The organism is Lysobacter sp. Root916 (genome assembly GCF_001429785.1).
In the GTDB taxonomy this organism is placed as follows: Bacteria; Pseudomonadota; Gammaproteobacteria; order Xanthomonadales; family Xanthomonadaceae; genus Lysobacter.
Window position 1 is genome coordinate 1139142 of record NZ_LMJF01000001.1, and the last position, 12135, is coordinate 1151276.

At 68.5% G+C, this 12135-nt stretch carries 10 protein-coding genes; 1 reads left to right on the forward strand and 9 read right to left on the reverse strand.

Features of this window, described 5'->3' with window-relative positions; translation table 11 throughout:
• Positions 1 to 298: 298 nt before the first annotated feature.
• Together ASE35_RS05280 and ASE35_RS05285 are read right to left on the reverse strand one after the other, a co-directional pair.
• Positions 299 to 1204 (reverse strand): LysR family transcriptional regulator, encoded by a 906-nt coding sequence (locus tag ASE35_RS05280; protein WP_057163142.1) that lies wholly within the window; start codon positions 1202 to 1204, stop codon positions 299 to 301.
• A 115-nt stretch (positions 1205 to 1319) separates the two neighbouring features.
• The gene (locus tag ASE35_RS05285) at positions 1320 to 2093 is read right to left on the reverse strand and encodes an SDR family oxidoreductase (protein WP_056174692.1); all 774 of its coding nucleotides are present in this window, start codon (positions 2091 to 2093) and stop codon (positions 1320 to 1322) included.
• A 388-nt stretch (positions 2094 to 2481) separates the two neighbouring features.
• On the opposite strand from ASE35_RS05285, the gene ASE35_RS05290 reads away from it, so the two are divergent.
• Positions 2482 to 4290, forward strand: a complete 1809-nt coding sequence (locus ASE35_RS05290) for a CocE/NonD family hydrolase (protein ID WP_057163143.1) — start codon at positions 2482 to 2484, stop codon at positions 4288 to 4290.
• 108 nt (positions 4291 to 4398) lie between these two features.
• Here the strand turns inward: ASE35_RS05290 and ASE35_RS05295 are convergent, their stop codons facing one another.
• From ASE35_RS05295 to ASE35_RS05325, 7 genes are all read right to left on the reverse strand, one after another.
• Positions 4399 to 4824, reverse strand: a complete 426-nt coding sequence (locus tag ASE35_RS05295; RefSeq protein ID WP_056174696.1) for a hypothetical protein — start codon at positions 4822 to 4824, stop codon at positions 4399 to 4401.
• A 100-nt stretch (positions 4825 to 4924) separates the two neighbouring features.
• A complete protein-coding gene (locus ASE35_RS05300; protein ID WP_082611119.1) occupies positions 4925 to 7300 on the reverse strand; it encodes a heavy metal translocating P-type ATPase in 2376 nt (791 codons plus the stop codon).
• On the reverse strand, positions 7297 to 7695 hold the full coding sequence (locus tag ASE35_RS05305; RefSeq protein WP_056174698.1) for a heavy metal-responsive transcriptional regulator: 399 nt from the start codon (positions 7693 to 7695) through the stop codon (positions 7297 to 7299). The genes ASE35_RS05300 and ASE35_RS05305 overlap by 4 nt, the downstream gene beginning before the upstream one ends.
• A 110-nt stretch (positions 7696 to 7805) precedes the next feature.
• Positions 7806 to 8447 carry a DUF411 domain-containing protein gene (locus ASE35_RS22255; RefSeq protein WP_343123515.1) on the reverse strand — a complete coding sequence of 214 codons (642 nt, stop codon included), beginning with the start codon at positions 8445 to 8447 and terminating at the stop codon, positions 7806 to 7808.
• Between the two features lie 15 nt (positions 8448 to 8462).
• Positions 8463 to 9254: a cytochrome c gene (locus tag ASE35_RS05315; RefSeq protein ID WP_082611120.1), complete on the reverse strand. Its 792-nt coding sequence runs from the start codon at positions 9252 to 9254 to the stop codon at positions 8463 to 8465.
• Between the two features lie 10 nt (positions 9255 to 9264).
• Positions 9265 to 10320 carry a copper resistance protein B gene (locus tag ASE35_RS05320; RefSeq protein WP_057163144.1) on the reverse strand — a complete coding sequence of 352 codons (1056 nt, stop codon included), beginning with the start codon at positions 10318 to 10320 and terminating at the stop codon, positions 9265 to 9267.
• Positions 10317 to 12134, reverse strand: coding sequence for a copper resistance system multicopper oxidase (locus ASE35_RS05325; RefSeq protein ID WP_057163145.1), 1818 nt, complete (start codon positions 12132 to 12134; stop codon positions 10317 to 10319). The genes ASE35_RS05320 and ASE35_RS05325 overlap by 4 nt, the downstream gene beginning before the upstream one ends.
• Position 12135 lies beyond the last annotated feature (1 nt).

The window sequence follows — 12135 nt, forward strand, 5'->3', positions numbered from 1 at the left end:
GGCATCTTGCGCGCGACTAGCGCGGCCGATGGCGGCGCGATTGCGTGGGGCAGAACGAATGCGATGCGCTTTCTTACTTTTGCTTCCGTGCGCGGGGACGCAGGCGCACGCATGAGAACCCGCATCCGCATCCGCGTACGCGATGGAGTTCGTCGCGCATGGCGCGGATGATGCGTCGCGCGATCGCGATCTTGCTCACCGATTCCGCGGCGGCCGCGCGCTCGCGTTGCGCTCTGCTCGTCGAACGACAAGCATCGCAGCCGCTGCGCGCTGCGCGCTGCGCGCTGCGCTATAGACGCTACGCGTCCAGATGCGGACGGATCAGCGCCTGGAACCAGTCGACGAACGCGCTCAAACGCCGCGAGCGCTGACGACGGTGCGGATACAGCGCCGAGACCGTCATCGCGCCGGCGCGATAGGCGGGCATCACTTCGATCAATTCGCCGCGGTCGAGCAAGTGCTGCACGTCGAAGCGCGGCACCTGGATCAGCCCCAGACCGGCGCGGCAGCAGGCGATGTAACTCTCGGCGTTGTTGACCAGCACGCGACTGTGCAGCGGCGCCGTATGCGTGCTGCCGCCGCATTCGTACTCCCAAGGCAGTTCGCGTCCGGTGCTGGGCGAGGCGTAGCCCACCGACCAATGGCCGCGCGTCAGTGCGTCCGGCGTTTCCGGCAAGCCGAACTCGCGCAGATAGGCGGGGCTGGCGCAGTTCACCAACGCGATCCGGCCCAGCGGATAGGCGACCAGCCGGCTGTCTTGCAGGTCGCCGACGCGGATGGCGCAATCCACCCCTTCATGGACCAGATCGATCATGCGATCGCTGGAGCCCAGGGCCAGCTGCAGGCGCGGGTAGCGCCGCACCAGGCCGGGCAGCGCGGGCGCGACCAGGCGCCGGGCGATGCGGCTGGGCAGGTCGACGTTCAGGCGGCCGGCCACTTGGCGCTGGCGGGTCTGAAACAGTTGCTGGATGTCTTCGGCATCGGCCAGCAAGGGACGCACGCGCTCCAGCAGTTGCGCGCCATCGGCGGTCAGCCGCACCTCGCGCGTCGTGCGGTGCAGCAGGCGCGCGCCGATGTCGCGCTCGAGCTGCTGTATCGCCGCGGATGCGGAGGCGCGCGGTAGGTCCAAGGCGTGGGCGGCCTTGATGAAGCTGCCCATTTCGGCGATCCGCACGAATACGCGGTATTGGTCGAGGAGATCCACGGCGGTTCCGGCCTTGGGCGCTGGGATGCTTGCAGAATAGACGCCGCCGCGCCCGCCGCGCCCGTCGCGCCCCACCGAGCGCACGGCGACGCGGGCACGGCCGTGCGCGATGAGGTCACTTGGTGGTGTAGCCGCCGTTGATCAGCAGGGTCTGGCCGGTGATCCACCAGCCCTCGGACACCAGGAAGCGGACGAAGGGCACCACGTCCTCGATGTCGGTCAGACCGGTCTTGGAGAACGGCGACAGCGCCGCGGCGCCCTTGTGGTACTCGACCGCGTCGGCGCCTTCGGCCGGATAGAAGAACGGCGTATCCATCGGGCCCGGACCGATCGCGGTGACCGAAATGCCGCGCTGGCCGAACTCCTTGGACGCGGCGCGGGTGTAGTGCTCCACCGGCGCCTTGGTGCCCGCGTAGGCGGCGTAGTAGGGCGTGAACGCACCCAACAGCGAGGTCACCAGGGTGCAGACCTTGCCGTTGTCGTTGAGGTGACGGCCGGCCTGCTGCAGGAAGAAGAATGCCGACTTCGAGTTCACCGCCGTCATCTCGTCGTATTCGGCTTCGCTGATGTCGACGAAGGGCTTCTTCAGGACTTTACCGACGGTATTGATGGCGATGTCGGGCCGCCCCACCGCGGCGACCGCGTCTTCGAAAAGCTTGGCCATCGCACCGGCGCTGGTCAGGTCGGCCTGCAGCGCGACCGCATGCGCGCCCGCGGCTTTCACCGCCGCCACCGTAGCCTCGGCGTCGGCGCGAGTCGCCGCACTGTTGTAATGGATCGCCACGGCCTTGACGCCGTGCTTGGCCAGATCGCGTGCGATCAAGCCGCCTAGATTCTTGGCGCCGCCAGCGATCAGCGCGACTTTGCCGTTGAGAGAATGATCTGCCATGAACGTCTCCGTGGTGAGGGGGAGATCCGATTCTAGGCAAGGCCATCGCCCGCATTGGCCGGGCGATCGTGGATGGATTATCCAGAGAATCGGCCCAATGACGCAGCGGTCGCAAGCGGGGATTTGTACATCCGCTGCCCCACGAAGACCGGTTCGCGTCGCCACGAGCGCGGCCAGGAGACGACGCTACCCAGCGCCGGTGAAGCACTCGGATTCAGTGGCATTTATGTGGCTTGAAGATGCCTTCAACGCCAACGGCCGCCGTCTACCAGCCCCCAAATATCCCCATTGCGCGTGCCCGCCGCAGCGGAATCGCTGCGGCAAGCGTGCAGGACACTCGACAGCCGGTCGGATCGTGGCGACGATTCGCTGAAATCGGAGAAACCTCATGTACGCACGCGTCATCGCAGGCGGGATCCTGGGCGCCTTGTGGCTGGCCGGATCGGCCGTCGCCCAGGAGCCGAAGCCCACGACACCCGAGATCGCGTTTCAATGGAACGTGAGGATTCCGCTGCGCGATGGCGTGAACCTCAGTGCGATCCGCTATCGCCCGCAGGCCCAGCAAGTCGGCACGCCGTGCATTTTCGCGCTGACTCCGTACACGGCCCAGCGCAATCATCCGCGCGCGATGTACTTCGCCGGCCAGGGTTACACCTACTACGCCGTCGACGTGCGCGGCCGCGGCAATTCCGGAGGCGTATTCACGCCGATGCTGCAGGAGGCGAAGGACGGCTACGACGTGAGCGAATGGCTGGCGCGACAGCCCGAATGCAACGGCAAGGTTGCGATGAGCGGTGGATCGTATGGCGGCTACAGCCAATGGGCGGTAGCCAAAGAGTTGCCGCCGCATCTGGTGACGATCGTTCCGGTGGCGGCGGTGGGGCCGGGCATCGATTTCCCGATCCTCAACAACATTCCCTATACCTACAACATGCAATGGCTGACCTTCGTCAGCGGCCATGCCTCGCAGGATCGGATTTTCGCGGATGGCGCGTTCTGGGGAGCGCAATACAAGCGTTGGTACGAGGCGCACGCGCCGTTCAAGGAACTCGATACCTACATCGGCAATCCGTCGCCGATCTTCCAAGGCTGGATCGAGCATCCGCAACAGGACGCCTACTGGGACAGCTATCGGCCATCGCCCGAGCAGTACGCGAAGATGACGATGCCGATCCTGAGCATTACCGGCCACTACGACGACGATCAGCCAGGCGCGCTGAGCTACTACAAGGAGCACATGCGCCATGGCGGCAACCGCGCCAAGGCCGCGCACTACCTGATCATCGGCCCGTGGGATCACGACGGCACCAATATTCCGCAGGCGGAGATGGGCGGGCTCAAGTTCGCGCCGGCCGCCTTGATCGACATGCCCGCCTTGCATATCGCTTGGTACGACTGGGTTTTGAAGCAGGGCAAGAAGCCCGAGTTCCTGAAGGACAAGGTCGCGTTCTACATGGTCGGCGAGGAGGCCTGGCGTTACGCGCCGTCGCTGCAGGCCGCCACCGCGAGCACCCAGACTTGGTATCTGGATTCGCAAGGCGGCCGTGCCAACGATGTATTCGAAGCCGGCCAACTGCGCGGCGCGCCGTCGGCCGCCAGCACGCCGGACCGATACGTCTATGATCCGCTGGACACAGGCCCGCTGCAGTACGAGTACCGGCCGGACGTGTTCGCGCCGGGCTACGCCTACATCCTCGATCAGCGCGGGACGCAGTTGTCGTCGGGCAAGCAGTTGGTCTACCACACGCCCGTGCTGGATCGCGATACCGACATCGCCGGTTTCTTCAAGCTATCGGCGTACATCGCTCTTGACCAGCCGGACACCGACTTCACCGCGAAGCTCTACGAAGTCAGAGCCGACGGCAGCACGGTATACCTGACCCAGGAGCTCAAGCGCGCGCGTTATCGCGCAAGTCTGCGCGAGGCGGTATTGGTCACGCCGGGCAAAGTAGAGCGTTACGACTTCGATCGCTTTCCCTTCACCGCGCGACGCTTGAGCCAAGGCAGCCGCCTACGCCTGGTGATCGCGCCGCTGAACAGCCTGGCGATGCAGAAGAACTACAACAGCGGCGGCGTCGCCGCGGACGAATCCGGCAAGGACGCGCGCAAAGTGACGGTAACGCTGTATCACGATGCGCAGCATCCCAGTGCCTTGTACGTACCGATCGCGGCGAAGTCGTCGGTTGGCGAGAAGTAGCGTCGCCTAGGCGCCCTGGCGAGGCGGGCTGACTCTGATCGTCAAGTCCGTGCGGTACGGGGAACGCCAAGCGAGGTATGCCTAGTCGGCGGCCCTTGCGAATCGGGCTTAATGCACCGCTTCGTTACCGCCGCTAGGCCCATCCAGTGAGGGCCGCTGGCTGTCGGCGAGTTCCTTTTCGAACTCGGCCTCGAACTGCTCGAAACTCAGGCCGCGGTCGGCGGCTTCCTGGGCGGCGGCGGCGCTGAGCGCGGGCGAGAACTTGAGCTGCACGGTTTCGCCTTCGCGCTCGTGCAGCGCGGCCGCGCGCTTGAGCATGATCAACACCTTGGCGGCGCTGTCGGAGCCGCCGACGATGCGTCCGCCCAGGCCCAGGGTCCATTCGCCGTCGCGCCGCACGATGCCGCCCAGCAACTGGCCGTTGCGGTCGCGCATCTCGGCGTGGGGCTCGATCGCGGGCGGGGCGGGGGCGCGGGCGGCCTTGGCGGCCTTGCGCTTCTTGGCGTCGCGACGGGCTTTGGAATGGATCGACATGGGGCTTCCTCTGGCCGCTACCGGACTGTCTACGCGCAGATCATAGCCCGAGCCGGAAGGCGCCGCGCCCCGTCGTCGGGCGCGCGGCGCGGCCTGGCGTTCAGCCGATCCGTGTCGAGTTCAGGCGCAGGGCGTTGGCCACCACCGACACCGAGCTCAGGCTCATCGCCAGCGCGGCGATCATCGGACTCAACAGGCTGCCGGTGAACGGATACAGCAGACCCGCCGCGATCGGTACGCCCAGCGCGTTGTAGAGGAAGGCGAAGGCGAGGTTCTGTTTCATGTTGGCCACCGCCGCCGCCGAAATCGCGCGTGCGCGCACGATGCCGTTCAGATCGCCCTTGATCAGGGTGACCTGGGCGCTGGCCATGGCCACGTCGGTGCCGGTGCCCATGGCGATGCCGACGTCGGCGCTGGCCAGCGCGGGGGCGTCGTTGATGCCGTCGCCGGCCATGGCCACGCGTCGGCCCTGCGCGCGCAGGCGTTCCACCAGCGCCGCCTTGTCCTGCGGCCGCATCTCGCCGTGCACGCCGTCCAGGCCCAGCCTGCGGCCGACCGCGTGCGCGGTGGTCGCGGCGTCGCCGCTGGCCATGACCACCTTGAGGCCGGCGTCCTGCAGCGCACGGATCGCGGCGGCGGTGGTGGCCTTGATCGGGTCGGCCACCGCCAGCACGCCGGCGGCGCGGCCGTCCACGGCCAGGAACATCGCGCTGGCGCCGTCCTGGCGCAGGGTTTCGGCCTGCGCCGCCAGGTCGCCGAGATCCACGCCGTCCTGCGCCATCAAGGCCGCGTTGCCTAGCGCCAAACGTCGCTCACCGATGCGCCCGCGCACGCCCTGGCCGGTCGCGGAATCGAAGTCCTGCGCGGCCTCCAACGCCAGGCCACGTTCGCGTGCGGCGGCGATCAGGGCCGCCGCCAGCGGGTGCTCGCTGCCCTGGTCCAGGCTGGCGGCCAGGCGCAGCACCTCGTCGGGCGTGCGGCCTTCGACCGCGATCGCATCGCGGAACGCGGGCCGGCCTTCGGTGAGGGTGCCGGTCTTGTCCACGATCAGGGTATCGATCTCGCGCAGGCGCTCGATCGCTTCGGCGTCGCGGAACAGCACGCCAGCTTCGGCGGCGCGGCCGCTGGCGACCATGATCGACATCGGCGTGGCCAGGCCCAGCGCGCAGGGGCAGGCGATGATCAGCACCGCGACCGCGTTGAGCACGCCATAGGTCCACGAGGGTTCCGGGCCGAACAGGCCCCAGCCGAGCAGGGTGGCCACGGCGGTGCCGAGCACGCCCAGCACGAACCAGAACGCGACCCGATCGGCCATGCGCTGCATCGGCGCGCGCGAGCGCTGCGCCTGCGCCACCAGTTGCACGATCTGCGCCAGCACCGTGTCGGCGCCGACGCGCGAGGCGCGCATGACCAGGCTGCCGGTGCCGTTGAGGGTGGCGCCGATCAGGTTGTCGCCGGCCTGCTTGGCGACCGGCATCGGCTCGCCGGTCAGCATCGATTCGTCGATGCTGGAGCGGCCGTCCAGCACTTCGCCGTCCACCGGTACCTTCTCGCCCGGACGCACGCGCAGACGGTCGCCGACCTGCACCTGCGCCAGCGGCACGTCTTCCTCCTCGCCGTCGTCGCGCAAGCGGCGGGCGTGGTCCGGCGCCAGGCCGAGCAGGCGCTTGATCGCGGCCGAGGTCTTGGAGCGTGCGCGCAGTTCCAGCAACTGCCCCAGCAGAGTCAGCGACACGATCACCGCGGCTGCTTCGTAGTAGACGCCGACGCGGCCATGCTCTCGGAACGAGGCCGGGAAGATGCCCGGCGCCAAGGTCGCCACCACGCTGTAGCCGAAAGCCGCGGCCACACCGATGCCGATCAGGGTCCACATGTTGGGGCTGCGATTGCGGATCGAGGCCAGGCAACGCTGGAAGAACGGCCAACCGGCCCACAGCACCACCGGCGCGCTCAAGGCGAGTTCCAGCCAGGTGCGGGTGTCGGTGGACAGCGCCGACCAGCGGTGTCCGAACATCGCCAGTAGCAGGGTCGCCACGCTCAGCGGCAAGGTCCAGGCGAAACGGCGGCCGAAATCGCGCAGTTCCGGATTGTCTTCCTCGTCCAGGCTGGGCATGTCCGGCTCCAGCGCCATGCCGCAGATCGGGCAGGTGCCGGGCCCGATCTGGCGCACGTCCGGATGCATGGGGCAGGTGTAGATCGTGCCGGCCGGCGCCGCCACCGTTTCGGCGGGCGAGGGCGCGAGGTACTTGAGCGGATCGGCGACGAACTTATTGCGGCACCCGGCCGAGCAAAAGGCGTGATCGTGGCCTTCGTGCTGGGCGTGGTGCGGGCTCTTGGCCGGATCCACGCGCATGCCGCAGACCGGATCGATCACGGTCGTGACGCCGACGTCGGCGGACTTGTTCGCGCAGCAGGCATGCGCGGCGGCGGGCGCGGGCGTCGGATGCGCGCTGTGGTCGTGGTCGCGGTGGTTCATGCGTCCTCCTGCGCCAGCGCGGCCAGGATCGGGCAGCGCTGCAGCGCGCCGTGGCCGGGACAGGCCTCGATCAGCATGCGCAGGCCGTCGCGGATGAGGCTCAGTTCGGCCAGCTTGCGCTCGACATCGGCGAGCTTCTCGCTCGCGGCCGCCTTGAGGCTGCCCATGTCGTCGTCGCGGCGCGAGGACAGTTCCAGCAGGTCGCGGATCTCGACCAGGGTGAAGCCCAGCGCCTTGGCGCGGCGCAGGAAGCGCAGGCGTTCGACGTCGCGCTCGTCATAGGCCCGATAGCCCGAGGCCTGGCGCTCGGGAGCCGGCAGGATGCCGTTGCGTTCGTAGTAGCGCACGGTGTCGATGGGGACGCCGGCGCGTTTGGCCAGTAGACCGATCTGCATGGCTGCAGTCCCTTGAAGAGAGTGGAGAGGGGGCCAGTCTCCGGTCTGGACCATGGTCCAGAGTCAAGCCTTCGCGGGCGACGGCGTGCGCCGCCGCCCGCGCCTAGGGCTCAGTGTCGGGCGTAGGCCGTGGTCGTGCCGTCGTCGGCCACCAGTTCGACGGCGTAGGCCTGCTTGCTGCCGTCGGGCGTCTCCATGCCCGGCGAACCGGCCGGCATGCCGGGAACGGTCAGGCCGTGCGCCTGCGGACGTTCCTGGAGCAGGCGCTGGATATCCACGGCGGGGACATGCCCCTCGACGAAATAGCCGCCGACTTCGGCGGTGTGGCAGGAGCCTTTGGCGTAGGGCACGCCCAGGCGCTCCTTGATCGCCGACAGGTCCTCGCGATCGCGCACTTCGACCTCGAACCCGGCCGCGCGCACGTGATCGACCCAGAGGCTGCAGCAGCCGCAGGTAGGACTCTTGTGCACCACCATTTTCGGCAGCGATGCGGACACGGAGGCGGTCGCAGGCTTGGCGTGGTCGGCTTGCTCGCCGTGAGCCGCGTGCGCGCTGTGATCGGCGTGATCGGCGTGATCGGCGTGATCGGCGTGATCGGCGTGATCGTCAGCAGCTTGCGAGGCGGAGGCGGCTGTGGGTGTCGCCGGCGTCGTTGCCGCGACGGCTCGCTCCGGCGCGGCGGTGCCGCTGCAGGCGCTGGCCGTCAACGCGACGCTCAACGCGACGACGAATCGGCTCGTTGCTGGTTTCATCGTGGATCCTCGCGGTCAATGCGCATGCTCATGCGCCTGATGTTCGTCGGTGGGCGGTTCGGCGGGCGCGGCTTGCGGCGCGACCGCCTTGGTCGGCGCCTTCGGTGTCGGCGCGTGCGCATGCGGCTTGCCATCGGCGGGGGCGTGAGCGGACTCGGACGCGGCGCCTGGCTCGCTCGCGGCCAGTTGGCTCACCGCTTCGTGGTGGCCGTGTCCTTGCGTCTCGGCGGGCGCGCTGCGGCCGTGGTGGTCGTCGCCGGCTGCGGTCTCGCCGCCGCCGTGCGAATGTCCGCCACTTTCGGCGACCAGTGCGCGGTACTGGGCCGCGTCCATGCTCGGCAAGGCCTGCAACAAGGCCGCCATGTTCCAGATGTACTCGTCGCCCACGCTCGCGCCCCAGGCCGGCATGCCCGAGGCCTTGATCCCGTGCTTGATGGTCCAGAACGCGTGGCGCGGATCAACCGGCGTCTTGCTGAGGTCGGGCGGGGCAGGGTAGAGGCCGCGGCTGAGCTCGGTGCTCTGCATGCCCGGTGCCAGGTGGCAGCCGGAACACATGGCCTGGTAATTGCCCGCGCCCTGGCGGATGCGCGCCGGACTGTTCAGATCCGGCGGGGCCTGCAACTCGTCCGCACGCGCGGCGATCGAGCGTTCGCGTACGGTTTCCAGCAGCGCGTACACCGGTCGCGTATGCGGCGTGTCGGCGCCGACGTCGTAGACGCCAGCGAAGACCAGGCCGCCTGCCGCCGCCGCCAATGCCGTCGCGGCGATGGCGACCGCCACCGCCGCCTTTCGGGTTGTGAGGGTCATGGGCGTGCCCTCAGAACCAGATCCGCACGCCGGCGACGACGCGGGTGTCCTCGCGGGCTTCGCCTTCGTCGCGGCGCAACTCGGCGGTGTTGCCGAAGCTGCGTTCGTGGACCACGCCCACATATGGCGCGAAGCGGCGGCTGAACTCGTAGCGCAGGCGCAGTCCGGCTTCCAGCGTACTCAGTCCGGAGCCGATGCCGCGGCGCGTGTCCTGGCTGCCGTTGAAGTCCAACTCGACCAGCGGCTGCAGGATCAGGCGATTGGTCAGCAGCACGTCGTACTCGGCCTCGACATTGGCCGCGACGCGTCCCGAGGCGCCGACATAGGCGGTGGCCTGAACCTCGAACTTGTAGGGCGACATGCCCTGCACACCGACGGCCAGCCAATCCTGCGAGCGACCGGGTTTGAAGTCGTGTTTCAAGCCGACCACCACGTCCCACCAGGGCGTGACGCTGCGGCCGTACAGCACCTCCAGATCGGCCGCGGCGGTGGCACCGCCTTCGCGTTCGCCCTCGCTGCGCAACCACACGCGGTTGAGATCGCTGCCGAACCAGGCCGTGGCCTCCCAGGCCTCGCTGCGACCGTGGTCGGTGTCGCCGACCTCGAGGCGATCGAACAAGACATAGCTGTTGAACTCACGCGCGTGCTGCATGTGGTGACGCAGGCGCGGGAAGGCGGCCGCGCGGTCGGCGTCGGTTACATCGGGAATAGGTTCGCGCGGGGTCTGGCTCGCCGCCGACGGGGCCGTGTCGGCCATGGCCGCGTGATCCATCTTCGAATGGTCCATGCTGCCGTGGTCGGCGTCCGCCTTGCTGGGCGCAGCGTGGCCCATCGCGGCGTGGTCCATCTTCGAATGGTCCATGCTGTCGTGATCGGCATTCACCTTGCTGGGCGCGGCATGCCCCATCGCGGCGTGGTCCACGGCCGGCTCGGTCGCGACCGGCGCGGGTTCGGGCGGCGTCGGCGCGGCCTGCGCAGCGTGATGCTGGGCCTGCGCGGCCCCGACGAAGGCCAGCGTCAATGCGGCCGCGAGCGCGGCGCGGCGCGGAGAGTGGAGGGCGCTCATTCTTCGACCCTCACTTCGCGCATCATGCCCGCTTCCATGTGGTAGAGCAGATGGCAGTGGTAGGCCCAGCGGCCCAGCGCGTCGGCGCGCACGCGATAACTGCGGCGGGTTCCGGGCGGCATGTCGATGGTGTGTTTGCGCACCTGGAACTCGCCTTGCTCGTTCTCCAGGTCGCTCCACAGCCCGTGCAGATGGATCGGGTGGGTCATCATGGTGTCGTTGACCAGGGTGATGCGCATGCGCTCGCCGTAGTTCAGGCGCAGCGGCTGCGCATCCATGAACTTCAGCCCGTCGAACGACCAGGCGAACTTCTCCATATGGCCGGTCAGATGCAGCTCGACCGTGCGGCTGGGCTCACGGCCATCGGGGTCCTCGAACAGGCTCTTGAGGTCGGCGTAGCGCAACACGCGGCGCCCGTTGTCGCGCAATCCGATGCCCGGATCGTCCAGCCGCGGCGTGCTGGCCATCGTCTGCATGTCGATCAGCGGGTTGCCGTTTTCGCTGGCCGGGTGCGTCGCACCGCCGTCCATGCCTGCCATGCCGCCGCCGGAATGGTCCATGCCGGCCATGCCCATGCTGGCGCCGCAGCCGCCTTCGGGCATCGTCTTTTGCTTGGGTGCGCCGTGGCTGCCGTGGTCCATGCTGCCGTGATCCATGCCGCCGTGGCCCATATCGTCCATGGTCAAGATGACGCGCGGATCGGACGCAGGCACCGGCGCCGACAGGCCCTCGCGCACCGCCAGGGTGCCGCGCGCATAGCCGGTGCGGCCCATGTCCTGGGCGAAGATCGTGTACGCATCCTGGCCCGAGGGTTCGACGATCACGTCGAAGGTCTCGGCCACCGCGATGCGGAACTCGTCGACGCTGACCGGATGAATGTACTGGCCGTCGGCCGCGACCACGGTCATCTTCAGGCCGGGGATGCGCACGTCGAAGTAGCTCATCGCCGAGGCGTTGATGAAGCGCAGCAGGACCCTCTCGCCCGAACGGAACAGCCCGGTCCAGTTGGCCGCCGGCGCGGTTCCGTTGAGCAGGTAGGTGTAAGTGTGCGCGTTGATGTCCGACAGATCGGTCGGGGTCATGCGCATGCGCCCCCACTGGCCGCGATCGCGCAGGGTCGCCGCTAGGCCCTGCTCGCGCGCGTCGCGGGCGAAGTCGCCGACCGTGCGCTTGTAGGTGTTGTCGTAGTCCGACATCTTCTTCATGCGCCGGAACAGCGCGGCCGGATCCAGATCGGTCCAGTCCGACAGCAGCATCACGTGCTCGCGGTCGTAGTGGAACGGCGGCGGCTGCAACGGATCGACCACGATCGCGCCGTACAGCCCGGCCTGTTCCTGGAACATCGAATGGCTGTGGTACCAGTAGCTACCCGACTGGCGCAGCTGGAAGCGATAGGCGTAGGTCTCGCCCGGCGGAATGCCGTCGAAACTCAGGCCCGGCACGCCGTCCATGTTGGCCGGCAGCAGGATGCCGTGCCAATGGATGGAGCTGGTGTCGCGCAGGCGGTTGGCGACGCGCAAGGTGACCGTGTCGCCCTCGCGCCAACGCAGGATCGGGCCCGGCAGCGAGCCGTTGACGGTGATCGCCGGGCGCACCCGGCCGGTGAAGTTGACCGGCGCCGCGTCGATGGCGAGGTCGAAATCGAGGCCACGCAGTTCGCGTGCGGTGGTGGCCAGCGCCGCGCCCGCGAACGCGGGCGAGCGCCACAGGCCCAGGCCTGCGGCGACACTGCCCGCGGCCAGACCGGTAACGAAACGCCGGCGCGAAGGCTCGGCCAGGGCATCCGGCCGTCGGCCGGAGAAATCGGAAGACATC